At 67.2% G+C, this 26,612-nt stretch carries 24 protein-coding genes and 1 tRNA gene; 15 read left to right on the top strand and 10 right to left on the bottom strand.

Annotated features, from left to right (window positions below; genetic code table 11):
- The first annotated feature begins 16 nt into the window (after window positions 1–16).
- From KHC24_RS19130 to KHC24_RS19115, 4 genes are all read left to right on the top strand, one after another.
- Window positions 17–1,072 carry an ABC transporter substrate-binding protein gene (locus KHC24_RS19130; protein WP_213364889.1) on the top strand — a complete coding sequence of 352 codons (1,056 nt, stop codon included), beginning with the start codon at window positions 17–19 and terminating at the stop codon, window positions 1,070–1,072.
- Window positions 1,073–1,088: 16 nt separating this feature from the next.
- On the top strand, window positions 1,089–2,333 hold the full coding sequence (locus KHC24_RS19125; RefSeq protein WP_213365201.1) for an ABC transporter permease: 1,245 nt from the start codon (window positions 1,089–1,091) through the stop codon (window positions 2,331–2,333).
- A gap of 5 nt (window positions 2,334–2,338) precedes the next feature.
- Window positions 2,339–3,139 carry an ABC transporter permease gene (locus KHC24_RS19120; RefSeq protein WP_246547155.1) on the top strand — a complete coding sequence of 267 codons (801 nt, stop codon included), beginning with the start codon at window positions 2,339–2,341 and terminating at the stop codon, window positions 3,137–3,139.
- Window positions 3,140–3,414: 275 nt separating this feature from the next.
- Window positions 3,415–3,488 (top strand) — tRNA-Gly (locus KHC24_RS19115).
- A gap of 120 nt (window positions 3,489–3,608) precedes the next feature.
- Here KHC24_RS19115 and KHC24_RS19110 read toward each other — a convergent pair.
- The 8 genes from KHC24_RS19110 to KHC24_RS19075 form a co-directional block, all read right to left on the bottom strand.
- Window positions 3,609–4,058: a type II 3-dehydroquinate dehydratase gene (locus tag KHC24_RS19110; RefSeq protein ID WP_271180613.1), complete on the bottom strand. Its 450-nt coding sequence runs from the start codon at window positions 4,056–4,058 to the stop codon at window positions 3,609–3,611.
- A gap of 95 nt (window positions 4,059–4,153) precedes the next feature.
- Window positions 4,154–4,780, bottom strand: coding sequence for a glutathione S-transferase (locus tag KHC24_RS19105; RefSeq protein ID WP_213364888.1), 627 nt, complete (start codon window positions 4,778–4,780; stop codon window positions 4,154–4,156).
- The gene (locus KHC24_RS19100; RefSeq protein ID WP_213364887.1) at window positions 4,777–5,202 is read right to left on the bottom strand and encodes a GlcG/HbpS family heme-binding protein; all 426 of its coding nucleotides are present in this window, start codon (window positions 5,200–5,202) and stop codon (window positions 4,777–4,779) included. Before KHC24_RS19100 ends, KHC24_RS19105 begins: the two co-directional genes overlap by 4 nt.
- 21 nt (window positions 5,203–5,223) lie before the next feature.
- A complete protein-coding gene (locus KHC24_RS19095; protein WP_213364886.1) occupies window positions 5,224–5,901 on the bottom strand; it encodes a DUF1028 domain-containing protein in 678 nt (225 codons plus the stop codon).
- Between the two features lie 14 nt (window positions 5,902–5,915).
- Window positions 5,916–6,338, bottom strand: a complete 423-nt coding sequence (locus KHC24_RS19090; protein ID WP_213364885.1) for a RidA family protein — start codon at window positions 6,336–6,338, stop codon at window positions 5,916–5,918.
- A 36-nt stretch (window positions 6,339–6,374) separates the two neighbouring features.
- Window positions 6,375–7,577, bottom strand: a complete 1,203-nt coding sequence (argE, locus tag KHC24_RS19085) for an acetylornithine deacetylase (protein WP_213364884.1) — start codon at window positions 7,575–7,577, stop codon at window positions 6,375–6,377.
- An 18-nt stretch (window positions 7,578–7,595) separates the two neighbouring features.
- Entirely contained in the window at window positions 7,596–8,111 is a 516-nt protein-coding gene (locus tag KHC24_RS19080) for a flavin reductase family protein (protein ID WP_213364883.1), read from the bottom strand.
- Window positions 8,108–9,562: a 4-hydroxyphenylacetate 3-hydroxylase family protein gene (locus KHC24_RS19075; RefSeq protein ID WP_213364882.1), complete on the bottom strand. Its 1,455-nt coding sequence runs from the start codon at window positions 9,560–9,562 to the stop codon at window positions 8,108–8,110. Before KHC24_RS19075 ends, KHC24_RS19080 begins: the two co-directional genes overlap by 4 nt.
- 118 nt (window positions 9,563–9,680) lie before the next feature.
- On the opposite strand from KHC24_RS19075, the gene KHC24_RS19070 reads away from it, so the two are divergent.
- The 7 genes from KHC24_RS19070 to KHC24_RS19040 all read left to right on the top strand — a co-directional run bounded on the left by KHC24_RS19070 (window position 9,681) and on the right by KHC24_RS19040 (window position 16,597).
- Entirely contained in the window at window positions 9,681–10,625 is a 945-nt protein-coding gene (locus KHC24_RS19070; protein ID WP_213364881.1) for a LysR family transcriptional regulator, read from the top strand.
- Between the two features lie 238 nt (window positions 10,626–10,863).
- On the top strand, window positions 10,864–11,457 hold the full coding sequence (locus KHC24_RS19065; RefSeq protein WP_246547153.1) for a HutD/Ves family protein: 594 nt from the start codon (window positions 10,864–10,866) through the stop codon (window positions 11,455–11,457).
- 164 nt (window positions 11,458–11,621) lie between these two features.
- Window positions 11,622–12,557, top strand: coding sequence for a 2-hydroxyacid dehydrogenase (locus KHC24_RS19060; RefSeq protein ID WP_213364880.1), 936 nt, complete (start codon window positions 11,622–11,624; stop codon window positions 12,555–12,557).
- Window positions 12,558–12,642: 85 nt separating this feature from the next.
- Window positions 12,643–13,683 carry an ABC transporter substrate-binding protein gene (locus KHC24_RS19055; protein ID WP_213364879.1) on the top strand — a complete coding sequence of 347 codons (1,041 nt, stop codon included), beginning with the start codon at window positions 12,643–12,645 and terminating at the stop codon, window positions 13,681–13,683.
- A 75-nt stretch (window positions 13,684–13,758) separates the two neighbouring features.
- Window positions 13,759–14,616, top strand: coding sequence for an ABC transporter permease (locus KHC24_RS19050; protein WP_213364878.1), 858 nt, complete (start codon window positions 13,759–13,761; stop codon window positions 14,614–14,616).
- 12 nt (window positions 14,617–14,628) lie between these two features.
- The gene (locus KHC24_RS19045; protein WP_213364877.1) at window positions 14,629–15,435 is read left to right on the top strand and encodes an ABC transporter permease; all 807 of its coding nucleotides are present in this window, start codon (window positions 14,629–14,631) and stop codon (window positions 15,433–15,435) included.
- A 37-nt stretch (window positions 15,436–15,472) separates the two neighbouring features.
- Complete coding sequence (locus KHC24_RS19040; RefSeq protein ID WP_246547151.1) at window positions 15,473–16,597, top strand: ABC transporter ATP-binding protein; 1,125 nt, start codon at window positions 15,473–15,475, stop codon at window positions 16,595–16,597.
- Between the two features lie 76 nt (window positions 16,598–16,673).
- On the opposite strand, the gene KHC24_RS19035 is transcribed toward KHC24_RS19040, so the two are convergent.
- Entirely contained in the window at window positions 16,674–18,737 is a 2,064-nt protein-coding gene (locus KHC24_RS19035) for a putative bifunctional diguanylate cyclase/phosphodiesterase (RefSeq protein WP_213364876.1), read from the bottom strand.
- Window positions 18,738–18,936: 199 nt separating this feature from the next.
- On the opposite strand from KHC24_RS19035, the gene KHC24_RS19030 reads away from it, so the two are divergent.
- Window positions 18,937–19,182, top strand: coding sequence for a hypothetical protein (locus KHC24_RS19030; RefSeq protein ID WP_213365230.1), 246 nt, complete (start codon window positions 18,937–18,939; stop codon window positions 19,180–19,182).
- Window positions 19,183–19,304: 122 nt separating this feature from the next.
- Window positions 19,305–19,895, top strand: a complete 591-nt coding sequence (locus tag KHC24_RS19025; protein WP_213364875.1) for an SCO family protein — start codon at window positions 19,305–19,307, stop codon at window positions 19,893–19,895.
- A 1,681-nt stretch (window positions 19,896–21,576) separates the two neighbouring features.
- Here KHC24_RS19025 and KHC24_RS19020 read toward each other — a convergent pair.
- Window positions 21,577–23,556: a glycosyltransferase gene (locus KHC24_RS19020; RefSeq protein WP_213364874.1), complete on the bottom strand. Its 1,980-nt coding sequence runs from the start codon at window positions 23,554–23,556 to the stop codon at window positions 21,577–21,579.
- A 365-nt stretch (window positions 23,557–23,921) separates the two neighbouring features.
- Here KHC24_RS19020 and KHC24_RS19015 point away from each other — a divergent pair, with 365 nt between their 5' ends.
- Both KHC24_RS19015 and KHC24_RS19010 read left to right on the top strand, forming a co-directional pair.
- Window positions 23,922–24,680: a transporter substrate-binding domain-containing protein gene (locus tag KHC24_RS19015; protein ID WP_271180612.1), complete on the top strand. Its 759-nt coding sequence runs from the start codon at window positions 23,922–23,924 to the stop codon at window positions 24,678–24,680.
- A 204-nt stretch (window positions 24,681–24,884) separates the two neighbouring features.
- Complete coding sequence (locus KHC24_RS19010) at window positions 24,885–26,555, top strand: lysine--tRNA ligase (RefSeq protein WP_213364872.1); 1,671 nt, start codon at window positions 24,885–24,887, stop codon at window positions 26,553–26,555.
- Window positions 26,556–26,612: the final 57 nt, after the last annotated feature.

The following is a 26,612-nucleotide window of genomic DNA, read 5'->3' as shown; positions in this document are numbered from 1 at the left end:
CAGGGAGGGAACGATCATGAAGAACACAATCGGACGACTGATGCTCGCCGCCGGCCTCACCGCCGGCCTTTCCATCGCGGCCGGCGCGGCGATGGCGCGCGACCTGACGGTGGTGGGATGGGGCGGCACCGCCCAGGCGGCGCAGGACAAGGCGATGTTCCAGCCTTACGTAAAGGATACCGGCAACAAGCTCGTGCATGACAGCTGGAACGGCGGCATCGGCGTGCTGCGCACCAAGGCGCAGGGCGAATCCACCTGGGACGTGGTGCAGGTCGAGGCGGACGAGCTCGTGCTGGGCTGCGAGGAGGGCATCTATGCCTGGCTCGACTGGTCGAAGCTCGGCGGGCAGGAGCAGTATCTGCCGGGCATGACCAATGAATGCGGCACCGGCACCTTCGTCTGGTCCACCGCGCTTGCCTATGACAAGGCCAAGCTCGGCGATAACGGCCCGAAGAGCTGGGCGGATTTCTTCGACACCAAGAAATTCCCCGGCAAGCGCTCGCTGCGCCGCGGCCCGCGCCAGTCGCTGGAATTCGCGCTGCTGGCGGATGGCGTGCCGCAGGACGACGTTTACAAGCTGCTGGCGACCAAGGAGGGTGTCGATCGGGCCTTCAAGAAGCTCGACACCATCAAGAAGGACATCGTCTGGTGGGAAGCCGGCTCGCAGCCGGTCCAGCTGCTGCAATCCGGCGAAGTGGCGATGACCAGCGTCTATAACGGGCGTATCTTCGCCGTGAACAACGCCGACAAGACCAACTTCGCCCTCGCCTGGCCGGCGGGCTTCATCTACCAGGTCGACAGCTGGGTGATCCTGGCCAATTCGCCGAACAAGGATCAGGCCGAGAGCTTCCTGAAGTTCATCCAGACCTCGGCACGCCAGCAGGACGTCGCCAATGTGCTGGCCTACGGTCCGACGCTGAAGGATGCCACCGGCAACATCGCGCCGAATGTGCTGCCCTATCTGCCGACGGCGCCGGGGGTGATCGAGCATGGCCTCTCGTTCGACACCGCTTTCTGGGTCGACAACATCGAGGCGCTGAACGAGCGCTTCAATGCCTGGGCGGCGCAGTGATCGCAGCGGCCTCACGATGGACATGATGGCGGCGGGCGAGACCGGGGATCTGCGTGCCTCGCTGCGGCGGGCCGAGCGCGCGCGCACGCTGCGCGGGCTCGGCCTTGCCTTGCCGCTCATCCTGTTCACGCTGGTCTTCTTCGTGCTGCCCATCGCCGGCATGCTGGTCAAGAGCGTGCAGAACGGCCCGATGCCGGACATCATGCCGGAGACGTCGGCGCTGCTGCAGGCGTGGCGCAGCAGCGAGCCGCGCGGCGTTCCCGACGAGGCGGTTTTCGCCGCCTTCGCCGGGGAGTTGCGCACCGCTTCGCAGAACCGCACCTTGCCCGAGCTCGCCACGCGGCTGAACTTCGAGAATGCCGGCTATCGGTCGCTGCTGATGGCGACGGCCCGCCGTCTGCCCGACGCGCCCGTCGGGAGTTGGCGGGACACGCTCGTCGGGCTGAACCCGCAATGGGGCGAGGTGGCGATATGGGCGGCGATGGGGCGTGCGTCTCCCCGCCTGACCGAGGGCTATCTTCTCGCCGCGCTGGATCATCGGCGCGACGACAACGACCACATACAGGCGACCGATGCGAGCCGGGCGGTCTATGTGACGTCGCTGCTGCGTACGCTCGAGATCAGCGCCATCGTTACGTTGCTCTGCCTGGTGCTGGCCTATCCGCTCGCCTATCGGCTGGCCACCTTGCCGGAATCGACGGCCAATCTGCTGATGATCCTGGTGCTGCTGCCGTTCTGGACCTCGCTTCTGGTGCGGACGGCGAGCTGGCTGGTGATCCTCCAGCGCGAGGGCCCGCTCAACCAGGCCCTGCAATGGCTGGGGCTCATCGACCAGCCGCTGGAACTGGCATTCAACCGGCCGGGCGTGATCATCGCCATGACGCATGTGCTGCTGCCCTTCATGGTGCTGCCGATCTATTCGGTGATGAAGGGCATTCCGTCCAACTACATGCGCGCGGCGACCTCGCTCGGCGCGCCGTTCTTCACCGCGTTCCGGCGGGTCTATTTCCCGCTGTCGCTGCCCGGGGTCACGGCGGGCTGCCTGCTCGTCTTCATCCTGGCAATCGGCTACTACATCACGCCGCTGCTGATCGGCGGTGCCAATGACCAGATGGTCAGCGCGCTGATCGCCTTCCTCACGCTGCAGACGCTGAATTGGGGGCTGGCGGCGGCGCTCGGGGCGGTGCTGCTGGTGATTACCATCGCCCTCTATTTCATCTACACGCGCGTCGTCGGCACCGACGGCGTGAAGCTCGGGTGATGCCGATGGGAGCGCGAATCCGCGGCATCCTCCTGTGGAGCGTGAGCATCCTGGTGATCGCCTTCCTCGTCCTGCCGCTGCTGGTGATCGTGCCGATCTCCTTCTCCTCGGCCAGCTTCCTCAGCCTGCCGATCCCCGGCTTCTCGCTGCGCTGGTATGAGGCGCTGCTGACCAGCCCGGTCTGGGGGCGGGCCATCCTCAACAGCCTCATCGTCGGTGTCATCGCGACCGTCATTGCGGTGGGGCTCGGCACGCTGGCGGCGGTCGGGCTGCATCGCAACGAGTTTCGCGGCAAGGCGCTGCTCATGGGCGTGCTGATCTCGCCGATGATCGTGCCGATCGTGATCGTGGCACTGGGCAGCTATTTCTTCTATGCGCCGCTCGGCCTGTCGAGTTCTCTGCTCGGCCTCGGCTTGGCCCATGCCGCGCTTGGGGCGCCGTTCGTGCTGATCACGGTGAGCGCCACGCTGACCGGCTTCGATGCCAATTTCGCCCGCGCGGCCGCCAGTCTCGGGGCCCCGCCACTGACGGTGTTCCGCCGCGTGACCCTGCCGATCATCGCGCCCGGCGTCATTTCCGGCGCCCTGTTCGCCTTCGTGACCTCCTTCGACGAGGTGGTGGTGGCGCTGTTCCTCACCGGACCGCTGCAACGCACCCTGCCGCGACAGATGTTCGACGGTATCCGCGAGAACATCAGCCCGACCATCCTCGCCGCGGCGACGCTGCTGATCGTGCTCGCGGTTGGGCTGCTGCTCACGGCGGAGATGCTGCGCCGTCGCAGCCAGCGGCTGCGCGGCATTAGCTGAAGGCCCGCCGGCCTCGCAGAGGGCTTTCGATGACGGTGCGTTCAGGAATCGGCGAATGGGTGTCCGGTCGGCATCGAGCGACGTGCTCAGGGAAGTTCCGGAAGTCTCGTGGCCGGGCCGCAGCCTCGGCGGAATGATCATTTCCTCGCTCTCCGACGTCGACGGCGTCCCGGCGGTCGGCAGAGCGGCGCACAGACCCTGTGCGTGACCTGAAAAGGATGGCGCAATCCCCTTGAACGGTGCGCGCCGCCCCCCTAATGTGCGCCGGCTCGAGCGCGGGCGTAGTTCAATGGTAGAACGGCAGCTTCCCAAGCTGCATACGAGGGTTCGATTCCCTTCGCCCGCTCCAGCCTTCCCTTTCCAGCTGATTGCCACTCATGGGTACTCCTCCTGTCGTCTGACGGGGAGGGACGAGCGGCCGAGGCATTTCTCTCTCGCGTGGGCGGCGACCCCTCGGAAGATTCAGCTGTCACACCTCACCGCGAAGCTGCGCCACCAGTGCCTCGATGGCGAGTTCGTAGCCCATCGGTCCGGCGCCGATGATGCAGCCGGTCACGGCGGCGGAGAGCGGCGAGAAATGCCGCAGCTTTTCCCGCTTGAACACGTTGCTCACATGCACCTGGAACGCCGGCTTGCCCAGCGCCGACAGCGCGTCGAGCAGGCCGATCGAGCCATAGGACAGGCTGGCGGCGTTGATGATCACGCCGTCCGCCTCAGTGCGCGCCGCCTGGATCCAGTCGATCAGCACGCCTTCGTGGTTCGATTGGCGAAAGCGCAGCGTGGCGCCGAAGCCGGCCGCCTTCGCCTCGCAGCGCGCGCCGATATCGGCCAGCGTCAGGCTGCCATAGGGGCCGCTCGGGTCGAGCCCGTAGAGATTGGCGTTGGGTCCGTTGACGACGTCGATGCGCAGGGCGGTCACGAGCAGGCTCCGCTGGGAAAGGGAAAGGCGCGGGCAGAGTGCCCGCGCGGCTGTTTCGATGAGGCAAGCTGGACCGGCCGCTTGCGCGGAAAGGCTCAGGCGACATGCTCGCGTGGGCGGGTCGCCACCATGGCCGGCCGTTCGTCGAAGGCGGCGAACCAGGCGGCCGCCTGCGGCCGTCCCTCGCGCCAGCCGAGATCGGCATAGCGGAAGTCGAGGTAGCCGAGCGCGCAGGCGAGGGCAATGGAGCCGATGGTCGGCTGCGCATCCCCGCGCAGTTCCGGCGCCAGTGCCTCGATGCGGTCGAGCGCACCGGCGATCTTGGCGAGCTGCGCCCGCGTCCAGTCCGGCCAGCGCAGTTCGACGGGGCGCGGCACGGTCTCGTAGCGGTTGGCGATGGCGGCGTCGAGCAGGCCGTCGCCGAGCGCCTGCTGCGTCAGCGCCGCCCATCGCGCCGGTCCGCTCGCGGGGAACAGCGTCGTGTCGCCGGCGGTGGCGGCGAGGTACTCGCAGATCACCGGGCTGTCGAACAGCACGCTGCCATCGTCGAGGATCAGCGCCGGGATCTTGCCGAGCGGATTGAAATCGACCAGCGCCGGGTCGCGCTGCAGCGGGCTCGCCGGGTTGAACTCGATCTCGAGCCTGCCGGCGAGGCCGACTTCGAGCGCGACGGCCATCACCTTGCGGACATAGGGCGAGGTCGGGGCATAGATGAGCTTCACGGGATCTGGTCCTCCGCACCGATGGCCGCGAGTCCGGCCCGTGCCACTTCCACATCCTCGGCGCCCTTGCCGGAGCCGACGCCGATGGCACCAAGACACTGGCCGTCGATGATGATCGGCAGCCCGCCTTCGAGATTGGTCAGCCGCTGGCCGGCGGCGAGCGACAGCTTCACCTCGTCCTTCGGGTTCAGCCGCGAGGAAGGCTGGCGATGCGAGGCGGCGGTCACTGCCTTGGACATCGAGGTCTCGCGGGAGAGCAGCTTGGCGCCGTCCATGCGGACATAGGCGAGCAGGTTGCCGCCGTCGTCGACGATGGTGATGTTCTGCGGCACGCCGAGCTCGGTGGCCTTGGCGAGCGCGCCAGTTAGCGCCTTCAGCGCTCCCTCATGTGTCAGCTTGAGGGCAGGGCGGGTGATGGACATGGCAACCTCACTCATCGCGCGTCATTCGTCGCCCGGCACGCCGTAGGACGGCGCGGTGGAAGGATCGAGCGCGCGGGTGACATAGGCCTCCAGCTGCGGCTTCCACAGCTGCCACAGCGCCGCGAACTCGGCCATGACGTCGCCTTCCGACCAGTCGATGCGCAGATCGGCCACCGGCCATGCCACCTTGTCGACGATCAGCAGGCCGACCGAATGCACCGGGCCTTCCTCGCCGCCGGCCGCCACCGCCGCCTGCATCGCCGCCACCAGCCGGTCGCCGAGATCGGCGTCGGGCATCGACAGGAAGCTGTCGACCATCGCCTGCGGCACCGCCTTGGACGACAGCAGATTGCCTGCCGCCGCCACGTCCGGTGCATGGGCGATAGTGTGGGTGCCGAGCGTCTTCACGCCGGAATGGCCGGCGGAATGGCCGGTCTTGTCCAGCACTACCACCTGCCGGTAGTCGAAATGCGGTGCCTCTTCCTTGAAGCGCGCCATCACCTCGTCGGCGGAAAGCCCCTGCGCCATCAGGTCCAGCCCCTTGGGGCCGAGCGTCGGGTCGGTGATGTTCTGGGTCGCCACCACGCCGACGCCGGCGCGGGCATGAGCGCAGCGCGCCGCCACCGCCGGCGAGGAAGAGGAGACCGCGATGCCGAAGCGCCCGGTGCGGGCGCAGCGGGCGGAGATCGAGAAGGTCACTTGGCGTCTCCCGCTCAGGCGGCGTCAGGGATGACGGCGGTCACTTCGATCTCGACCACCCATTCCGGCCGCGCCAGCGCCGGCACCACGAGGCCGGTGGAGCAGGGGAACACGCCGGCCAGCCACTTGCCCATCTCCAGATAGACCGCCTCGCGATAGCGGATGTCGGTGACATAGACGACGATGCGGCAGATATGGCTCATGTCGCTGCCGGCTTCCTCCAGCAGCATCTTGATGTTCTGCATCGCCTTTTCGGTCTGCTTGCCGGCATCGCCGACATAGAGGCTCTCGCGCGTGTCGAGATCCTGCGCCACCTGGCCACGCAGGAACACCATGGTGCCCTTGGCCACCACGCCCTGGCTGAGGTCGTTGTTCAGCTTCTGCTCGGGATAGGTTTCCTTGGTATTGAACGGGCGGATGCGGGTGTGCACGACCATGGGAAGGGCCTCGTTGGAGAATAGAAGGACGGGGGGTCAGAAAAGCGGGTCGGTAGGGGCGTCACTGAGCGTCAGCGCGAGGCGGCGCATCAGGCGCTCGGCGCTGGCGAGTTCGTCGAGGCCGATCCATTCATCGGCCTTGTGCGCGCGGGCGATGTCGCCCGGCCCGCACACCAGCGTCGCAATGCCGGCCTCGTCATAGAGCCCGGCCTCGGTGCCGTAGGCGAGGGTGATCGGTGCCTCGTTGCAGTCGGTGAGCCGTGCGAGCTTGGCGGCGGCGGGCAGGCCGGCCGGCGTGTCGAGGCCGGGATAGGCGCTGATCGGCTCGACGGTGATGTCGGCCTCCGCCGCCTGCGCCTTCAGCCCCGCGCGGACCTCGGCGACCAGCGCATCGATCCGCGCCCGGATGCCGGCGGCATCGGCGCCGGGAATGGTGCGCACCTCATATTCCAGCACCGCGCGGTCCGGTACGAGGTTCAGCGCCCCGCCGCCACGCAGCGAGCCGACATGCACCGTCGTGTAGGGCGGCTCGAAGGCGGCGTCGGTGATCGCGGTGAGCGACGCGCCGATCGCTTCCAGCCCGACGACGATCTTTGCGGCGGCGGCCACCGCATTGGCGGCGCGATGGGGCAGGGCGGAATGCCCGCCCTTGCCGGTGATCACGAGGCGGTTGGCAAACTTGCCCTTATGCGCCCGCGCCACCTTGAGCGAGCTCGGCTCGCCCACCAGGCACAACGCCGGCGGTACGGGCAGCGTAGCGGTGGCGGCGACGAGATCCGGCGCGCCGGCGCAGCCGATCTCCTCGTCATAGGAAAAGCACAGATGCACCGGCCGGGCGGTGGCGTGGCGCACGAAGTCCGGCACCGCCGCCAGCACGGTGGCGAGGAAGCCCTTCATGTCGCTTGAGCCGCGCCCATAGAGCCGGCCGTCGCGAATGGTTGCGGTAAAGGGCGGGCTCGACCAGTCCTGCCCTTCCACCGGGACGACATCGGTATGGGCGGAGAGCGCGAGGCCGGGCCGATCCGCCGGGCCGATGGTGGCGAGCAGCGAGGCCTTGTCGCCGGCGGCATTGGGGATCCGCCGGCTGTCGATGCCATGCTGGGCAAGATAGGCGGCGATGTAGTCGATGACCGGCAGGTTGGAGACGGCGCTGACCGACTGGAACCCGATCAGATCGGTCAGAAGCCGCAGAAGCCCGGCGGAGGGCTCGACGCTCGAAGTCTCCGTCCCGGTACGCAACGCCCCTGCCGCCATGCCCTACGCGACCTCGAGCTTGTGATAGGCGCGGTTGGAATAGACCAGCGGCTTGGTCTCGAAGCTTTCCAGCGCCACCACCTCGCCGGCGATGATGTGGTGAGTGCCGAACTCGAACACGCTGGCGATCTTGCAGTCGAAGCGGCACAGCGCATCGCGCAGCACCGGGGCGCCGGTATGCAGCGCATCCCAGTCCGCGACCGCGAAGCGGTCCTCGCGCAGCTCGGGGATCAGGCCGGCGAAGCTGTCGGCCACCCGGTGCTGGTCATGCGCGAGGATGTTGGCGGCGAACACGCCGTTGCTCATCAGCGTCGAGAGGATCCGGCTGCCCTTGTGCAGGCAGAACAGCACCGAGGGTGGCTCCATCGACAGCGAGCAGAGCGAGGACACGGTGACGCCGCCACGTCCGGCATCGCCGTCAGTCGTCACCACCGTCACGCCCGAGGCGGTGCGCCCCATGGCCTGACGGAAGAGGGCGGCATCGATGCCGGAGCCTTGCCCGTGTCCCGTTTCACTCATTTTCCGGTTCCCATCACCTTGTCCGACAGGCCGGCCGCCTTGCGCACGAAGTCGAGCGGGCCGGAGAAGTCGAAGCTGTTGTACACGGCGTTCAGGTGGTTGAAGTGCGGCGCCTGCGCGAACTGCACGAAGGTCAGCCGGTGGCCGGCATAGTCGGAATTGAGCAGGTCGCGGGCAAACGCCAGCAGCTTGCGCCGGTCCTCGCTCTCCCACTGCTTGTTCAACGAGTAGAACTTCTGCAGCCACGGGCCGGAGCCGTCGGATTCGAACGCCGCCGCATTCGGAGTGACGCAGATCTGGCCGCCGCAGAGCTCGCGGGCGATGTGCATCATCGCCGGCAGGCCGCTGCAGGCATGGACGCGACCGGCATAGAGCATCGACTGGTTGGGCATCAGCAGCCCGCCGGGGCTCTTCTCCGCCAGGGCGATCGAGGCGGTAAGATGGGCGTTGATGCCCTCGCGATAGACCACGAGGTCGGCCAGCTTCTCGCGCACCGACTGCAGCTTGTCGAGGCCGGTCTGCTTGGCGTTGAACATCGCCGCGCCGATCATCATGTCGGCGACATAGAGCAGGCGGTGCACATAGGGGAAGGCCGAATAGCGGTGCAGGGTGGCGCGGATGTACTGCGCCGCCTTGGTGTGCCGGTAGAAGAACACGTTCTCCCAGGGGATCAGCACGTTGTCGAAGATCACCAGCGATTCGACCTCGTCGAAGCGGTTGGCGAGCGGATAGTCCTTCGGGTTGTTGCGGCCGGCGAAGGAGGAGCGGCAGATCTGCTTCACCCCCGGCGCGCCCATGTCGATGATGCCGCCGACCGCGTAGTCGGACAGCGTCTCGTTGGTCCAGGCGCCGACGGTCGGCTTCAGGAAGGCCTGGTCGGCATAGGCGGCGGCGGTCTCGTATTTGGCGCCGCGGATGACGATGCCGGCATCGGTCTCCTTGACCACATGCACCATCATGTCGGGGTCCTGCTCCTGCGGCGGCAGCGAGCGGTCGCCCTTCGGATCGGTGTTGGCCGAGATGTGGAAGATGTCGTTGTCGAAGATGTTCTGCACGTGCCTGTCGACATTGTCGGCGAAGCGCGGGTCGAACTCGGCCAGCACGTCGCGCCCGTCGATCAGCGACCACACTTCGCCGATGGTCTCGTCGCCGACGCGGGTGACCACGCCGCCAATGTCCTGCATCACCGCGTCGACGGCCTCGACCTTGTCGGTCCAGTCCTTGGTCTCGCGCGGCGGCTTGTAGAAGATGGTGTTGCGCTTGTTGTCTTCGACGTAGGTCAGGCGGTCCTGGTACTTCGCCTCATGGGCCATGTCGTACATGCGGGCCCGAACGTCGACGATCGGCTTGAAGGCCGGGTGCTGGGTGACGTCCTTCACCCGCTCGCCGTCCATCCAGACCTCACGGCCGTCCTGAAGTCCCTCACGATACTGGTCGCCGGTACGGATCATGATTCCATCCTTATTCCTGTGAGGAAATATTGCGTCGCGACGATAGATCGGTAAAATATTATCATTCATTTTTTGGGATCAAAAAAACCGATGCGGAAATGTCGATGCGAGTGAATTCATGAATGTCTCGCTCCGGGCCCTGCGCTACGTCGTGGCGACCGCCGATTTTGGCAATCTGACCGAGGCGGCGAAGTTCCTGAACGTTTCGCAGCCCTCGATTTCCGCGGCGGTGGCCCAGTTCGAGGCCGAATGCGGCGTGCAGATCTTCGTGCGCCATCATGCCAAGGGCGTCACCACCACCATTGCCGGCACCCGCATCATCAACGAGGCGCGGCTGCTGCTCAATCACGCCCGCGATTTCGGCCAGAACGCCCGGGCGATGGCGGACGAGGTGCGCGGCGAGATCACCGTCGGCTGCTTCTGGACGCTCGCCACCCACTTCATGCCGAGCCTGCTCTCGGATTTCGCCGAGAACCATCCCGGCATCTCGGTCAGCCTCGACGAGGGCGACCAGGCGCAGATTCTCGACGCCATCATCTCCGGCCGCACCGAGCTGGCCTTCTCCTATGAATTCGCGGTGCCGGAGGAGGTGGTGGCCGAGCCGCTGGCGGAACTGCCGCCCTATGTGGTGCTGCATCCCGATCACCCGCTCGCCCAGCGCGACAATGTCCGGCTCGTCGACCTCAAGGACGAGCCCTTCATCCTGCTCGATCTGCCGCATTCGCGCGACTATTTCCTCGGCCTGTTTCGCTCGGTCGGCATCGAGCCGAAGATCGCCTTCCGTTCCAAGGCCTACGAGCTTACCCGCGGCCTGGTCGGCCACGGGCGCGGCTACACCATCCAGAACGTGATGCCGCGCACCCAGACCACGCATGATGGCTGCCGGGTGGCGGCGGTGCCGCTGGTGGAGCGGTTGGAGCCGGTGCATCTGGTCAGTCTGCGGCTGCGACGTCAGGCGCCGCGCCCGGCGGTGGAGGTGTTCGCCCGGCATTTGAAGGAATCGTTCTCCGCCAGCGGCGTCTTCGCCCCCGGCACCCTGTCGCCGCGGGTGACGATACGGTAGGGGGCGACTGCGAATAGCGGCAGCGTCCCCGGTACCCGTCCTTTCGGCCGGCTCTCCCTATGGGAGAGGGCGCGACATCGGCATGGGCTCCATAACCGCGCCCTATGCAATCCATCGGCAAACTGTTGTCACGTCGCCTACTTCTTCCGATTGCCGGGGGGCGACGACGCTCGCTAGTCTCCCGCCTCTTTGGCCGAGGGGTGCGTTGCCGGCCGGTCCGGCGGCGCGGGAGTGCATTATGTCGCTGAAAGTCCTGACCATGTCCGACTATGTCGTCACGCCGTGGAAGAACGGCGGCGGCGTCACCAGCGACGTGTTCCTGTTCCCCGACGGCGCGACTCAGGAGAATTTCGACATCCGCCTCAGCTTGGCGCCCATCGTCACCGAGGGAGCATTCTCTTCTTTCCCCGGCATTGATCGCCACATCACCCGCCTCAGCGCCACCCCGCTCGGGCTGGTCTTCGGCGGCGAAATACGCGAACTGAAGCGCCTCGAACCGCTTTATTTCGACAGCGTGCTGCAGCCGCGCTCGGTGTTGCCGGAGGGCCCGGCGCAGGTGCTCAACGTGATGACACGGCGCGGGCGCTGGAATGCGCAGGTGATGCCGGTGGTGGGGGGCAATGAGCCGTTGCTGGCGGTGCCGGATGGCGGCCTGGTCGTGCTTCATGCCGTCACCGGCACCTGGCAGGTCGGCGACCGTGTCGGCTCGGTGATCGTCCGGCCGGGCGAGACGCTGATCTCGCGCGAGGAATCGACGCTGCGGGCCTCTTCACAGCGCGATGGCGAGGCGATCGTCGCCTTTTTGTCGCCGACGCGCCGTTACGACGGCTAGATTTAATTTTCCAATCTTGGGTAACAATAAAAAGTATTTTTCTATTTAGCTCGCAGCCGCAACATTTCCTGTCAGGAAAAATGCCGATAGGAGTTGCCCCCGATGCAGTGCTTCGCCGACCCTGCGCGCCTCATGGTCGAGGCAACAGATTGGGACGCTCTGTGATGGGACGCGATGCGCTGGTTTTCTACAGCTCTGTCGATAGCGCCGAGGAATGGCGCCAGGCGCTCGCCAACGAGTTGCCGGATCTCGATTTTCGCTTAGATCCCGAGGTTGGCGATCCGTCCGAGGTGCACTACGTCCTCGCCTGGACCCCGCCCGACGGGTTCTTCTCCCGGTTTCCGAATCTCAAGCTGGTGACCAATCTCGGCGCCGGCGTCGATCGGCTGGTCAATCGCGACGACCTCGTGCCGGTGCATTTCTCCCGCCTCAACGATCCCGGCATGGTGGCGATGATGACGAGCTATGTCGTCTTCGCCGTCACCCGCTACGCCCGCGACATGCACGTCTTCGAGCGCGCCAAGCGCCGCGGCGAATGGGAATACGTGCATCCGCGCCCGCTCGCCGACATCAAGGTCGGCGTGCTCGGCCTCGGCGAGCTCGGCGCCCCGGCGGCGGCCATGCTGGCGCAGATGGGCTATGCCGTGTCCGGCTGGTCGCGTTCGAGCAAGGCCATCCCCGGCGTGCGCTCGCTCACCGGGCGCGAGGGGCTGGAGACCATCCTGTCCGAGAGTGAGATCCTGGTCAGCCTCATCCCGCTCACCCGGCAATCGCACGGCCTGCTCGGCGCCGCCGAACTGGCGCTGATGCCGAAGGGCGCCAAGTTCATCAATGCTTCGCGCGGGCCGGTGGTCGACGAGGTGGCGTTGATCGCCGCGCTTACCTCCGGCGCCATCGCCGAGGCGACGCTCGACGTCTTCAACGTCGAGCCGCTGCCGCCCGGGCACCCGTTCTGGGCGCTCGACAACGTGTTCATCACGCCGCACATGGCCAGCATCACCGTGCCGGCGCTCGCCGCCCGCGACGTCGCCGAGAGCATCCGTCGCGTGCGCGCCGGCCGGCCGCCGCTGCACGAAATCGATCCCGCCCGCGGCTACTAGGCCGCGTGCACGAAGGTCCGCGACCAACGATGCCGCGACCGGAAAAACCGGTGGCTCAAGCCGCCCAATGAAGAGAGGTGGAACTATGAAGAAGTTTGCATTCGCACTTGGTGCCGTCGTTGCCGGCACATTTGCCGTCATGGCCTCGGCGACCGTCGCCTCGGCCCAGGAAAAGCTGGTGATCAGCACCTGGGGCGGCAACTGGAAGGAAGGCGTCGCCATCGTCGGCAAGGAATTCACCAAGCGCACCGGCGTCGAGGTGGAATACATCACCGGCGGCACGCTGGACCGCCTGGCCAAGGCCAAGGTCGCCCGCGACAACCCCGAGTCGGACCTCATCAACACCACCGCCCATGTCGGCTATCTCTATCATTCCGACGGGCTGATGGAGAAGCTGGACTGGTCGAAGATCCCGAACGCCGCCAAGCTCTACCCGATGGCGAAGCGCTCGGATTACACCGTCGCCGACTACGTTTATGTCTACACCCCCGCCTTCCGCACCGACCTGATGCCGAAGGACTTCAAGATCGACAGCTGGGAAACCCTGTGGGGCGCCGAGGTTGCCGGCAAGCTCGGCCTGCCGGACTTCGACCCCAGCCACGTCATCATCGCCGCCACCAAGCTCGCCGGCGTGAAGCCGGAGGAGTGGGACAAGGTGAAGCCGAAGCTGCTCGAGCTGAAGAAGAGCATCAAGGCCTTCTACCAGTCGGACGCCACCAGCCAGAACCTGATCCGCACCGGCGAGACCCCGGTGCAGGTACTGCTCAACATCAACGGCTACCACATCCAGAAGCTGGGTATCCCGGTCGAGATCGACGTGCCGAAGGAAGGCGCGGTCGCCGGCACCGACGTGTGGGGCATCAACGCCAACTCCAAGAAGAAGGCGCTCGCCGAGCAGTTCCTCAACATCGCGCTCGAGCCGGAAATGCTGGCCAAGCTGTGCAACTTCCACAAGTGCTCGCCGATGAGCGGTGAAGCCAAGCTGGATCCGGAAGTCGCCAAGCTGCCGGGTATCTTCACCAGCCAGGAAGAGATCGAGAAGGGTGCCATCGTGCTCGACGACAAGACCTATGCCACCCTGCTGCCGCAGTGGAAGGCGTGGTTCACCGAGAACATGATGCACTGATCCGCCTCTGCGCCCGCTTTCCGGCCGGCGGCCCCGTGTCGCCGGCCGGACCTCTGTCCTGAGACCCGAGAACCGATGATCCAGAAGCGCCCCTTCTTCATCACCTTTCTGGCGCCGGCGGTGCTGACCGCGGTGATCCTGGCCGCCGCCATCTTCGAGGTGCTGCAATACAGCGTGCGCGAGTTCGTCCCCGGCTCGCTCAATGTCGGCGGGCTGACACTGGAGAATTTCGCGCGGATCAACCGTCCGATCTATTGGTGGGTGCTGGCCGACACCTTCTTCATTAGCCTGCTCACCGCCGTCTTCTCGCTGCTGGCCTCCTATCCGGTCGCCTATGCGCTGGTTCGGGCGAAGAAGGATTGGGTGCGCTCGGCGCTGGTCTCGCTCTCCATCACCCCGCTGTTCACCGGCGAGATCGTGCGCACCTTCTCCTGGATGCTCACGCTGGGCACCGACGGCTTCATCAACTCGATGTTACGCAAGCTCGGCCTCATCGATATGCCGATCCAGCTCATGTACACCCGCTTCGGCGTGGTGGTGGCGCTGGTGCAGTTCTCCATGCCGGTGATGATCATCCTGCTCGCCACCGCCATCGCCCATGTCGACCGCGATTGCGAGCGCGCCGCCGCCAATCTCGGCGCCTCGCCCTCGGCGGTGTTCTGGCGGGTCACCCTGCCGCTGACCCTGCCGGGCATCCTGTCGGGCATCGTCGTGGTGTTCGCCTGGACCATGAGCGCCTTCTCCACCCCGCAGCTCATCGGCGGCGGCAAGATCCTGATGATTTCCAATCTCGCCTATCTCCAGGGCTTCTCGGTGCTCAACCTGCCCTTTGCCGCGACGCTGAGCCTGATCGCCCTCGTCTGTGCCCTCGGCAGCCTCGCGTTGATGAAGACCATCACCGGCCGCATCGAGCGGCGCCTCGCGGTCAACTGAGGAGCCACGCCCATGCGATCGCAAAAGATCGGCACTGTCGCTTTCTGGAGCCTAGTGGTCGCGCTGCTGACCTATATGACGCTGCCGACCATCGTGGTGCTGATGACCTCGGTGAATCCCACCGAGATCCTGGCCTTCCCGCCGCAGGGCGTGTCCTTCGACTGGTACGTCAAGGCGGTGACCTATCCGGATTTCCGCATCGCCTTCAAGAACGGGCTGATCGTCACGGCCTGCGCCTCGACGCTGGCCCTGATCGTCGGCTCCGCCTTTGCCTGGCTGATCCATCACTATGATTTCCGCGGCCGCGGCCTGCTTGAAGGCGTGCTGTGGTCGCCGCTGATCATCCCGCACTTCACCCTCGGCTTCGGCTTCCTGCTGCTCGGCGGCGCCTTCGGTGTGCAGCAGGGCTATGTGATGATCGTGCTGGCCCACATGGTGCTGGTCATGCCGTTCGTGACCCGCGCGGTGCATGTCAGCCTCGCCAATATCGATCCGGCGCTGGCCCGCGCCGCCGCCAATCTCGGCGCTTCGCCCTTCCAGGTGCTGACGCGGATCACCCTGCCGCTGGTGGTGCCCGGCATGGCGGGCGGCTGGCTGATCGCCGCGGTGCTCTCGCTCACCGAGTTCACCGCCTCGCTCTATGTCACCGGCTCGCGCACCCAGACACTGCCGGTCGCCATGTACAACTACATCCGCGAATATGCCGATCCCACCGTGTCGGCGATCTCCGCGCTGCTCATCATCGCCACCACGCTCATCATGCTGGTGGCCGACCGCACCATCGGACTGCGCCGTGTCCTTGCCATCGACACGCATTGAACGCCGTGAACTGACCTTGCCGGAGATGCCTGAGACCATGACCGAGACCGCCATCATCCATCCGTCGAAGGAGGCCGGCAGCGCCGTCGACATCGTGCGGGTGCGCAAGGACTTCGGCTCGGCGGTCGGCGTCGCCGACGTGTCGCTCACGATTCGCAATGGCGAGTTCGTCACCCTGCTCGGCCCCTCGGGCTGCGGCAAGTCGACCCTGCTCGGCATGATCGCCGGTTTCGTCACCCCCACCGCCGGCAAGATCGTCGTGGACGGCGCCGACATCACCGATCTGGAGCCCTACCGGCGCGATATCGGCATGGTGTTCCAGTCCTATGCGCTGTTTCCGCATATGAACGTCCACGACAACATCGCCTTCGGCCTGAGGATGCGCAAGCTTCCCGCCGCCCAGGTGGAGAAGGAGGTCGCCCGCGCCATCGCCATGATGAAGCTGGAAGGCTTCGAGGCCCGCCGGGTGCGCCAGCTCTCCGGCGGCCAGCAGCAGCGCGTGGCGCTGGCCCGTGCCATCGTCATCCGGCCGAAAGTGCTGCTGCTCGACGAGCCGCTCTCGGCGCTCGACAAGAACCTGCGTGCGCAGATGCAGGTCGAGCTTTCCGAGCTGCACCGCAAGACCGGGCTGACCACCATCTTCGTCACCCATGATCAGGGCGAGGCGCTGTCGCTTTCCGACCGTATCGTGGTGATGAACAAGGGCGCGGTGCAGCAGGTGGCGGCGCCGATCGAGCTGTACCGCCAGCCGGCCAACGGCTTCGTCGCCTCCTTCATCGGTGAGATCAACGCCCTGCCGCCGGGGCGCTGCGAGCTGAAGGACGGCACCGCCTCGCTGGTGCTGCCCGGCGTCGGCCCGCTCGTCTTCCCCACCGCGCCCGCCACCGGCTTCGCGCCGGGCCGGCAGGTGCGCGCCTTCCTGCGGCCCGAGCATGTGCGGCCGGTACTGGCCGGCGAGGCCGGGCCGAACGTCGTCACCGGCAAGGTGGAGGCGCACATCTATCAGGGCTCGCACACCATCACCCGCGTGGTGGTGGAGGGCATCGGCCTGGTCGAGACGCGGGTGACCGGCGCCGAGATCGTGGCCAGCGCCCCGGTCGGTGCGTCGCTGGGGCTAGCCTTCGACCTCAGCGAGGCGGTGCTGCTCGACACCGCCGACTGAGGCGCGTCGGTGCTGCGCGGTGAACGGACGAAGCGTGGCCGCGCCTCGACACCGCCCGGCTATGACGGCGCCGATGTCAGCCCAGCGCCGCTTCCGCGGTCTGCGGGCGGTGGAAGTAGAATCCCTGATACTTGGTGACGCCGAGCTGGCGCAGCTTGTTCAGCTGGGCATCGGTCTCCACGCCCTCGGCGACCAGTTCGAGGTCGAGCGAATAGGCGATGGAGATCGCCGCCTTCATCAAGGCCTCGTCGATCGGGTCGTCGAGCAGGTCGCGCGTCACCCGCCAGTCGATCTTGATGCCGTCGACGGGCAGCTGCTTCAGCGTGTCAAAGGAATTGTAGCCATTGCCGAAATCGTCGAGATAGACCCTGACGCCGCGCCGGCGCAGCTGCGAAAGCAAGGGGGTGATCTCGTTGAGGCTGTGGATGGCCTCGGTTTCGGTGATCTCGATCCGCAGCGCCGGCTCGCAGCCGGGGTGCAGGTCGAGGAGCTGGACGAACTCCTTCTGGAAGCCGGTGTCGGCCAGGGTGGGCGCGCCGATATTGACGGAGATGTAGCGCGCCACGCCGCGCCGCACCAGCCGGGCGGCGTAGGAGACGGCGCGTCGGCACACCCAGCTGTCGATCCGCCGCATCAGACCGAGCCGGCGGGCGGCAGGCAGGAAATGCGCCGGGCCGTGCACCCCGCCGTCATCGTCGCCGAGGCGGATCAGCGCCTCGTAGCCGACCGGCTCGCCGGCGACGTTGACGATCGCCTGCAGCTCAAGGATGAGCCGGTCGAGTTCGAGCGCGCTGCGGATGCGCTCGGCCCAGTTCACCCGCTCATGGGTGTCGGTGACCTTGGGGTCGCCGGCATCATAGAGCTGTACCCGGTCGCGGCCGGATTCCTTCGCCACGCAGCAGGCAGTATCGGCGCACACCAGCAGCGAACTTGCCGAGGAGGTCGGGCCGCCGGTCCGGGCAAGGCCGATGCTCAGGTTGAGCGCGAAGTTGTGTCCGTTGATCAGGAAGGGATTGCTGCGGGTGGCGCCGGCGAGGCGGGTGAAGATGCGCTGCGCCTCGGTCTCGTCGACCCCGACCAGCAGCACCGCGAAGCTGTCGCCGCCGATGCGGGCGATCACGTCGTCGGTGCGCAGCTGGCTGCGCAGGAACAGCGCGAAGTCGATCAGCAGTCGGTCGCCGGCGGCGTGGCCGACGAGGTCGTTGACGGTCTTGAAGTGATCGATGTCGATGAAGCCGAGCCAGATCTCCGGCTGGTCCTTCTCCTCGGCCAGCAACTGGTCGATGCGCTCTTCCAGCGCGAAGCGGTTGGGTAGCCCGGTCAGCGCGTCGCTGCGGGCCTGCCGCGACACCAGCCGCGCGAATTCGGTGAGCGCCGCCGCCTGCTCCTCCACCTGCGAACGCGCGTCGATGAGCTCCTGCTCGCGGCGCTTCTGCGCGGTGACGTCGGTCCAGATGGCGACGAGGCAGCCATCCTCCATGCGCCGGTGTCCGGCCAGCAGCCAGACCCCGTTACCGAGCGCGATCTCGACCCGGGGCTCGGCATCGGGGCCGGCGCGGCCGGCGAGCAGCGCCAGCAAGTCGTCGGTGGTGCCGGGAGCGAATAGCCCGGCCTGCTGCGCCGCCTCGATGGCGTCCTTGAAGCGTTCGCCGGCCTTCAGCGCGATCCCTGCCGAGGCGAACAGCCGGCCCATGCTGGCATTGGTGAGGATGATCCGCCCGTCGGGGGCGAGCAGCACGAAGCCTTCGCCGATGCCGTTGATGGCGTCGCGCAGCTTCTGCTCCACTTCCTTCAGCTCGCTGATGTCGGTCCAGGTGGAGACGATGCCGCCTGTGGGGGTGCGGCGCTCGCGCACCCGCGCCCAGCCGCCGGTCTCCAGCGGGATGTCGAAGGGCTCGCCATCGGCGAGGTGATGGCGGCGCATGCGCTCGACGACATAGGCGTCGGGATCGCTCACCCGGCTCCATTCGCCACACGGCACCGAGGCGAGGGCGAAGAAGTTCAAACCTTCGAGATCGCCGAGCACCGAGAGGAAAGGGAACAGCTCGACGAAGCGGGCATTATGGACGACGAGGCGGTCATCGGCGTCGAACAGCGCAAAGCCGTCGCTCAGAAAGTCGAGAGCCGCGTGGACATCCACATCCCCGCCCCGTGACGGACGCCGCGCCGTGATTGCGCGACCGTGCAACCCCGGTTCGTCGGAAACGCCAGCCTTGGCCATGAGATGCGGTCCCCCTCGCAATCCTCAGTGTCATCGATGACGGTAGCGGGCCTATAGTCAATAGCCGATGGATACGGAAAAGACTGTTGAATAATACCTCTCGTGACGAAATGGCATCATGGATAATGAGGTAGAATGCTGGCTGGAGCGCAAAGTTCCGGCGGGAGCCGCGGCAATGAGAGAGAAATTTCCAACAGCCACGCCGGGTCCGGTGCGGCATGGCGCAACGTTTTCGTTCGTCCTTCGCGTCGGGACGGGGGTGCTCGGGCTGGCGCTGCTGGCTGCGTCGATCGGCCTGTGGGCCCGCCACGGTTCGGCCGTTTTCTTCGACCTGATTGCCGGCGGTATCGCCTATTGCTTCTGACGCCGGAGCGGCCGTTGACCGCGGCTGTCCGGCGTCTTCGGATCGGCAGCCCATAGGGTTGCCCTGGCTCGCGCCGATCGGCGGCCATATGTGGCTCGCTCCGGCTTTGATGTGGACCGCGCATGCCCGCCCGTCGCCGCCTGCTTCTTCTCCTCTCCGCCTTCCTCGTCGGTGCGGCGGTCGTCGCCGTGTCGGTGTTCGCGCTGTTGCCGTCCACCAGGCCGGTCGCCACCCAGGCGAGCGTCGGCGGACCCTTCACGCTCGTCGACCAGGACGGCCAGACGGTCAATCAGGAGAGCTTCAAGGGCGCGCCGACACTGGTGTTCTTCGGCTTCACCCATTGCCCGGACATCTGCCCGACCACGCTGTTCGAAATGTCGCAGCTGTTCGAATATCTCGGCGAGGATGCCCGCAAGGTGCAGGGCTTGTTCATCACGGTGGATCCCGAGCGCGACACGCCGGAGGTGATGAAATCCTATATTGGCAGCTTCCATCCGAGCATTCAGGCGCTCACCGGGACGCCCGAGCAGGTGGCGGCGACGATCAAGGCCTATCGCGCCTATGCGCAGAAGGTGCCGGGACAGAATGGCGATTACACGATGAACCATACCGCCATCGTCTATCTCATGGACAAGGACGGCAATTTCGTCGCCCCCTTCGATCTCAAGCGTCCGCCGGCCGAAGCGGCGAAGGTGCTGCGCCCCTATTTCTGAGCCGGCACCGCGCCGCCATCCCGCGGCTTCACACCGCAGCTTTGCCAGGGAAATGCTGTTGGCGCGACGGTCCAATGCCTTTTGCGCTGGTCTTTGGCCCGCGGCGGCGCTCCCTGCGTGCCGTCCCGCCGTCCCGCCGTCCCGCCGTCCCGCCCTCCCGCCGTCCCGCCGTCGCCACTCGCTGGATGCTCGTTGTCTCGCCGGTCTGGCTCCCGCCGCCCAGGCCGCAGACGCATCGTGCGCCACCGCGAGGTGCACGCGGTTGGCAGCGCCTTCGCGGAAGCGGCAAATGACGCGCTCTCCGTGCGCTTCGCTCTCCGAGGGCATGAGGCCGCCGCGATCCATCCGTCCCGTCCCGCCGTTGCAGGCGCGTCGGTCGCCGCCCGCCGGTGCAGCTCGCTTGCACCAGAGGCGCATCGGCTAGGTTTTCAGTCCTGAGGTGAAGTGGAGGGGGCGAACCTGAAGCCTTCGGGCTCGGCAGCCCATGCCTTGCAGATGGCTTCGTAGGGGGAGGCCGCGCCAGGTCTTCAGGCGTGCCGAGCGAAGTAGTCGGCGTCGAGGAACGCGGCGAGAATGGTCCGGAGCTATCGGTGGGTGTCGTCATGATATCGCCGGACGATGGCTTCCGTGGGGGGCGGTTCATCCGCTCCACCAGTCCGTCGGTCCATAGGTAATTGGGCTTGGTCAGGCGATGCTCGATGTCGTGGCGTCGACAGGCGCGATCGAAGGGATGGCCACGCCATCTGGCGGTCGAGCCCCTCGCCGTTCTTTGTCAGGTCGGCGAACTGGATGCCGTTGCCGGTGAGAGCGGCGTGGATCCCATGGGGTACCGCCGCCATTAGTGGCTCGGGAAAGCCGCGGCCTCGCGGGCGGTCGTCTTCGCGACGAGCTGCGGAGTAAGCAATCAGTCTTCCTGGTTCCATCATACCCCGGGATCGAATAGCTAGGCGCGCGAGGGACACGTGACCGGCTGCGTCGTCCCCGAGATAGGAAGCAGTGACACGACGTATCCGCCAGCCGGGAGCACAAGACGGGAGAGACCTTTCCCCGTCATCCCGCCCCGATTCGCTGTGGCTATCCTGGCCGCTGGTCTGGCTCGCGCCGGCGTGAATCGCCGACGCACCGGGCTTGCCGCTCCGAGATGAGGATACGTCCAGCGTGCATTCCCCAAGGCGGAGACGGGCCGTCCGCAAATCTGCTTCCTCGGAGGGAGGAACGGCGAAGACTTGTTCATGCAACCCCGCCCGTCGATTGCCTTCCCTAGCTGCCCGTCGCTGCCCTGTCCGCGCCTGCCAGAGCCGCAGGCGCACGGGTTGCCGGCGCCAGGTAGGCGAGCCCGGCAGGGGTTCCGCGGCAATCATCTACAGCATGCCCGTCCATCGCTTTCCGGGAGCGCGGCAGCGAAGACGCATTCATCCCCGATCCGCTCTCGCCACCCGTTCCCGCCGTGCGTAGACGGCTCGTTCGCCCGTCATCCCCCAAAAGGTGGTTGCCACCCTCGCCATCCGGCGCCCGCTCGCCTGAGCCGCACGCCCCTGAGCCGCAGGCCCGCCGGATCCGCTGGCGCGCAGGCTGTTTCCCCGGGTACGGGCGATTGCGCCGTGCGTTCTGCGCGCCCGGACCGGCACTTCCCCGCACGCACGCCGCCTCGGGGGCAAGGCGAAGCGGAGACCTACGCTTTTCATCCCGGCTTGATCATCGGTCGCCGTCTTGCCGCTCCATTTCGCGCCGGCCGAAGCCGCAGGCGCACCGGCCGCCGGCGCGAGGTGCGGGCGAGCCCGTGCTCGGTCTTCTCCCAGCGCTGCGGGGCGGCGATCAGCTGGAACAGCGCCCGCCAGCCGGCGGCCGACAGCATAAGCCAGTAGAGCGGGATCAGCGGCAGCACCCGCCACAGCCCGGTGAGACGGCGGTGGCGCATGCCGATAATGGTGCAGAACACCGTGGCGCCGTAGCCGGTCAGCAGCACGAGGATGCCGAGGCCGTCGAGCAGCAGGCTGGCGGGCGAGGCGCCGACATCGCCGCCGAAACTCCAGCGCAGCGCCAGAGCGAGCGCGAAGACCGGGTGCATCAGCGCCGAGACCAGGCCGCCGCCGAGCAGGAACAGGAAACTCAGCATACCGCTCCAGCCGATCTCGCCGATCAGCCGCCGCGGCGCCCGCCCGTGCACCAGCAGCGTCTGCATCCATCCCTTGTACCAGCGGGTGCGCTGGCGCAGCCAGGCGCCGGCGGTGCGGGGCGCCTCCTCGTCGGTGGTGGAGGCGATGATCAGCGTGCGCCAGCCCCCGCGGGCCAGCCGCACCCCGAGATCGGCGTCCTCGGCGACGTTGAACGGATCCCAGGCGCCCACCCGGTCGAGCGCGGCGCGGCGGAAATGGTTGGAGGTGCCGCCGAGCGGCAACGGTAGGCGCGCGCTGGCGAGCAGCGGCAGCACCACGTCGAAATGCGCGGCATATTCCGCCGCGAACTGGCGGGTGATCCAGCTGTCGGCGACATTGTCGATGGCGAGCCGCGCCTGCACGCAGCCGACCCGCCGGTTGCCCGGCGCGGCGAAGGCGGCGCAGGCGCGGCGCAACTGCTGCGGGTCCGGCATGTCCTCGGCGTCGTAGATGCCGACAATGGCGCCGCGCGCGAAGGGCAGGGCGGCGTTCAGGGCCTTCGGCTTGGTGCGCGGGCCGGTATCGGGCGCGGTGAGGATGTCGAAGCCGGGGCGGTTGGCGTGGCGTGCCAGCGCCGCCGCGGTCTCGCCGTCGTTGGGCTCGATGACGAGCAGCACCTGCAGTTTCTCGCGCGGATAGTCGAGCGCGGCGAGCGCCTCGATCAGCTGCGGCACCACCCGCGCCTCGCGATAGAGCGGCACGAGGAGGCTGTAGGCCGGCAGGCCGGCATCGTCACGCGGCGGCAGCGGCTCGGGTTCCGGCGTCATGGTCGAGGCGACGAGTCGCAGGCACGACCAGCCGAGCAGCACCAGCGACACCAGCAGCACCGGGCCGATGAGCAGCAGGGCGGGCGACACCAGCGCCAGGCCGGCCAGCGCCACGCAGATGAGCGCGCCAAGCACCATAAGATAGCGCGAGATGCCGAGCGTCGCCGCGCTCTGGTCCGGCTTCTCATCGCGCAGGGCGAAGGCGGCGAGCTGGCCGAGCGGCTCGGTGAAGTGCCGTCGCACATGCTGCGCCAGCCGTTCCGGCGTTGTCAGCCGCAGGCGAGCGTGCAGCATCGGTGTCGCTTCCAGCGTCGCGGCGATCCGGCGCAGCCGCAGCCCGCGCGCGGCGGCGACGATGCTGCCGTCCGGCTGGCGCATGAGGCCGCTGCGCATCAGGCCCCGCAGCGCCTCGGGCGGGGGCACGGCGACAGGCGCCGTCCCGTCGAGCGGCTCCACCGTGATGTCGAGGCGTGTCGCGGCGGCGGCGAGGAGAAGATCCGGCGTGGCGGCCGATTCGGCGAGCAGCACCTCGTCGGCGCCGATGCCGAGCCGCGCCGCTCGTTCGCGGGCCGCGACCAAAAGACGGTCCGGCAGCCGCCCCGCCAGCCCGGCGATCTCGACCGGCAAGTCCGTTGCCGCCTCGTGCGGCACCGCCTCAGGCGACGACGCCCCGTGCCGTGCGGCAAAAGTCGCCGCGGCATCTCCGGAGGCATCCACGCCATCGGCGACAGCATTCATGCCAAAACCTGCGGCAGGATATGAAACGACATCGACCGCGGCGTTCGCCGCACGATCCGCCGTCTGCCTCGCCGCCGCGTCCCCGCTCACGCCGTACGCCCCTCGCCCTCGCCCCACGGAGACGCTACAAGATCGAGGCCGGCCTGCAATCGGCCGAAGCGTGATCGAGGCGCCAGGTGCGGTACGCGACGACGAAATCCATCTTCTGTGGCCTTGCTGCCGCGCTTCTCGTCGCCGGTGGCCTCATGGTTCCACCGCCGCCCGCGGCAGCGCAGCAGCCCTCCGCGGCCCGACCCTCCACGCCCCCGCCTTCCGCATCCGATGCGGGCCGGGCGGCTTCCTCTGGGGCGGCGGTCGAGGTTGCGGTGCCCGGCTTCTGGGACCCGAAGCGCCGACCGGAAAAGCCGGACGTCACCCGCGTGCCGGCGCAGATCCGCTTTGTCACCACCGAGGACTACCCGCCCTTCAGTTTCCGTGGCGAGGACGGCCGCCCGACCGGTTTCAACATCGACATCGCCCGCGCCATTTGCTCGGAGCTCGCCATCACCTGCTCGCTGGAGGTGGTACCGTTCGAGGCGTTGACAGAGGCGCTTGCCGCCGGCAAGGCGGATGCCGCCATTGCCGGGCTGGCGATATCGTCGGCGAGCCGCGAGGCGGTGGATTTCTCCGACCGCTATTTCCGCTCGCCGGCCCGTTTCGTCGCCCGCAAGCCGGATGTCATGCCGGCGGTCACGCCGGATCTCGTGGCGTCGGAAACCGTCGGCGTCGTCGCCGGCACCGCCCATGAGGCCTATCTGCGCGATTTCTTCGCCGAGGTTGCCATCCGCTCCTTCCCGACGCCGGAGGACGCCCGCGCCGCGCTGCGCAAGGGCGAGGTCGACCTCGTCTTTGGCGACGGCGTGCAGCTGGCCTTCTGGCTCAACGGCTCGTCGTCCGAAGGATGCTGCGCCTTTGCCGGCGGGCCGTTCACCGAGAGCCTGTATTTCGGCGAGGGCATGGGCATCGCGGTCCGGCGCGGCGACGATGCGCTGCGCCAGTCGCTCAATTATGCGCTGGCGCAGATCTGGGAGAACGGCGCCTATGTCGATCTCTATCTGCGCTGGTTCCCCATCGGCGTCTATTGAGGCCGCCGGGGCTCGCCGGATACGCATCGCCCACAATGCCAGCATCACCAGAAACGCCACCTTCGCCCCCATCGCTTGACATGATGAGAACATAAAGTGAACATAAGCACAAGGGCGATGTTTTCGCAGTGCCGCATCGATTGACGCTGCGGGTGCGACTGCCTAGTGTCCGCGCCCATTCTTCAAGGTCGGGAGAGACCCATCATGACGGCGACCGCTCAGGTCGAGGATGTTGCAACCGAACTGCGGGAGCTGGCGCAGACCGCCGGCGCCTGGCCGTTCGAGGAAGCCCGCAAGATCGTCGAGCGTCTGAAGCGGAAACCGAAAGCCGAGGTGCTGTTCGAGACCGGCTACGGCCCCTCGGGACTGCCGCATATCGGCACCTTCGGCGAGGTGGCGCGCACCACCATGGTGCGCCACGCCTTCCATGTGCTGACCGGCGGCGAGATCCCGACGCGGCTGCTGTGCTTCTCGGACGACATGGACGGCATGCGCAAGATCCCGGACAATGTGCCGGATCCCGCTGCGCTGAAGCCCTATCTGCAAATGCCGCTCACCGTGGTGCCGGACCCGTTCGGCGGCGGCTATCCCAGCTTCGGCGCGCATAACAACGCCATGCTGCGGCGCTTCCTCGACACTTTCGGCTTCGATTACGAGTTCGCCAGCGCCACCGACTACTACAAGGCCGGCAAGCTCGACGCCGTGCTGCTCAAGGCGGCGGAGAAGTACGAGGCCATCATGGAAGTGATGCTGCCGACGCTGGGCGAGGAGCGGCAGGCGACCTATTCGCCGTTCCTGCCGATCTCGCCGATTTCGGGCCGCGTGCTCTACGTGCCGCTGAAGGCGGTGGATGCCAAGGCCGGCACCATCACCTTCACCGACGAGGACGGGGTGGATAAGACCGTTCCGGTCACCGGCGGCCAGGTGAAGCTGCAGTGGAAGCCGGATTTCGGCGCCCGCTGGGCGGCGCTCGACGTCGATTTCGAAATGTTCGGCAAGGACCACCAGACCAACGCGCCGATCTATGATCGCATCTGCGAGATCCTCGACGGCGTGGCGCCGGAGCATTTTGTCTATGAGCTGTTCCTCGACGAAATCGGCCAGAAGATCTCCAAGTCCAAGGGCAATGGCCTGTCCATCGACGAGTGGCTGACCTATGCCAGCCCGGAGAGCCTGGCGCTCTATATGTTCCAGTCGCCGCGCTCGGCGAAGAAGCTGCATTTCGACGTCATCCCCAAGGCGGTCGACGAATATTACAGCTTCCTCGCCCGCTACCCGTCGCAGGACTGGAAGAACCGGCTCGGCAACCCGGTGTGGCACATCCATTCCGGCAACCCGCCGGTTCTCGATCTGCCGGTCTCGTTCGGCCTGCTGCTGAAGCTCGCCTCGGCCTCCAACGCCGAGGACAAGGGCGTGCTGTGGCGCTTCATCGGCCGCTATGCGCCGGGCGTGACGGCACAAACCCACCCGCATATGGACCAGCTGGCCGGCTACGCGGTGCGCTACTTCATCGATCGGGTGAAGCCGCGCCGTGCCTTCCGCCTGCCGGACGAGGTGGAGGCCGATGCGCTCGCCCGTCTCGATGCCGCGCTCGCGCCGCTCGACGGCCAGGATTCTCCCGATGCCCGTGACGCCATCCAGAACGCGGTGCTCGATGTCGCCCGCCCGGTGCCGCGCTATCAGGATGCGAAGCGCAAGGGGCCGGATGGCGGGCCGGGCGTCTCCTTCGCCTGGTTCAGCGCGCTGTACGAACTGCTGCTCGGCGAGAAGGAAGGGCCGCGTTTCGGCACCTTCGTCGCCGCCTACGGCATCCCGGAGACGCGGGCGCTGATCGCCCGCGCGCTGTCCGGCGAACTCGCCAAGGGTGCGGCGTAAACGACGCGGCCTGATTTCCTGAACCTTCGTCGCGGCGGGCCGTTTCCGCCACGACGT

The sequence above is a fragment of the Ancylobacter defluvii genome (genome assembly GCF_018390605.1).
GTDB classification, from domain to species: domain Bacteria; phylum Pseudomonadota; class Alphaproteobacteria; order Rhizobiales; family Xanthobacteraceae; genus Ancylobacter; species Ancylobacter defluvii.
This window is presented reverse-complemented; position numbering and strand designations above follow the sequence as displayed.

What these genes read in the sequence shown, in the direction of transcription:
- KHC24_RS19070 (WP_213364881.1), top strand. Translation starts at nt 9,681, where the DNA reads ATGAATGTCTCGCTCCGGGCCCTGCGCTACGTCGTGGCGACCGCCGAT.
- KHC24_RS19090 (WP_213364885.1), bottom strand. Translation starts at nt 6,338, where the DNA reads ATGGTCGTGCACACCCGCATCCGCCCGTTCAATACCAAGGAAACCTAT.
- KHC24_RS19030 (WP_213365230.1), top strand. Translation starts at nt 18,937, where the DNA reads ATGGATAATGAGGTAGAATGCTGGCTGGAGCGCAAAGTTCCGGCGGGA.
- KHC24_RS19055 (WP_213364879.1), top strand. Translation starts at nt 12,643, where the DNA reads ATGAAGAAGTTTGCATTCGCACTTGGTGCCGTCGTTGCCGGCACATTT.
- KHC24_RS19125 (WP_213365201.1), top strand. Translation starts at nt 1,089, where the DNA reads ATGGACATGATGGCGGCGGGCGAGACCGGGGATCTGCGTGCCTCGCTG.
- KHC24_RS19120 (WP_246547155.1), top strand. Translation starts at nt 2,339, where the DNA reads ATGGGAGCGCGAATCCGCGGCATCCTCCTGTGGAGCGTGAGCATCCTG.
- KHC24_RS19075 (WP_213364882.1), bottom strand. Translation starts at nt 9,562, where the DNA reads ATGATCCGTACCGGCGACCAGTATCGTGAGGGACTTCAGGACGGCCGT.
- KHC24_RS19045 (WP_213364877.1), top strand. Translation starts at nt 14,629, where the DNA reads ATGCGATCGCAAAAGATCGGCACTGTCGCTTTCTGGAGCCTAGTGGTC.
- KHC24_RS19010 (WP_213364872.1), top strand. Translation starts at nt 24,885, where the DNA reads ATGACGGCGACCGCTCAGGTCGAGGATGTTGCAACCGAACTGCGGGAG.
- KHC24_RS19025 (WP_213364875.1), top strand. Translation starts at nt 19,305, where the DNA reads ATGCCCGCCCGTCGCCGCCTGCTTCTTCTCCTCTCCGCCTTCCTCGTC.
- KHC24_RS19060 (WP_213364880.1), top strand. Translation starts at nt 11,622, where the DNA reads ATGGGACGCGATGCGCTGGTTTTCTACAGCTCTGTCGATAGCGCCGAG.
- KHC24_RS19020 (WP_213364874.1), bottom strand. Translation starts at nt 23,556, where the DNA reads ATGAATGCTGTCGCCGATGGCGTGGATGCCTCCGGAGATGCCGCGGCG.
- KHC24_RS19080 (WP_213364883.1), bottom strand. Translation starts at nt 8,111, where the DNA reads ATGAGTGAAACGGGACACGGGCAAGGCTCCGGCATCGATGCCGCCCTC.
- KHC24_RS19050 (WP_213364878.1), top strand. Translation starts at nt 13,759, where the DNA reads ATGATCCAGAAGCGCCCCTTCTTCATCACCTTTCTGGCGCCGGCGGTG.
- KHC24_RS19065 (WP_246547153.1), top strand. Translation starts at nt 10,864, where the DNA reads ATGTCGCTGAAAGTCCTGACCATGTCCGACTATGTCGTCACGCCGTGG.
- KHC24_RS19130 (WP_213364889.1), top strand. Translation starts at nt 17, where the DNA reads ATGAAGAACACAATCGGACGACTGATGCTCGCCGCCGGCCTCACCGCC.
- KHC24_RS19040 (WP_246547151.1), top strand. Translation starts at nt 15,473, where the DNA reads ATGACCGAGACCGCCATCATCCATCCGTCGAAGGAGGCCGGCAGCGCC.
- KHC24_RS19100 (WP_213364887.1), bottom strand. Translation starts at nt 5,202, where the DNA reads ATGTCCATCACCCGCCCTGCCCTCAAGCTGACACATGAGGGAGCGCTG.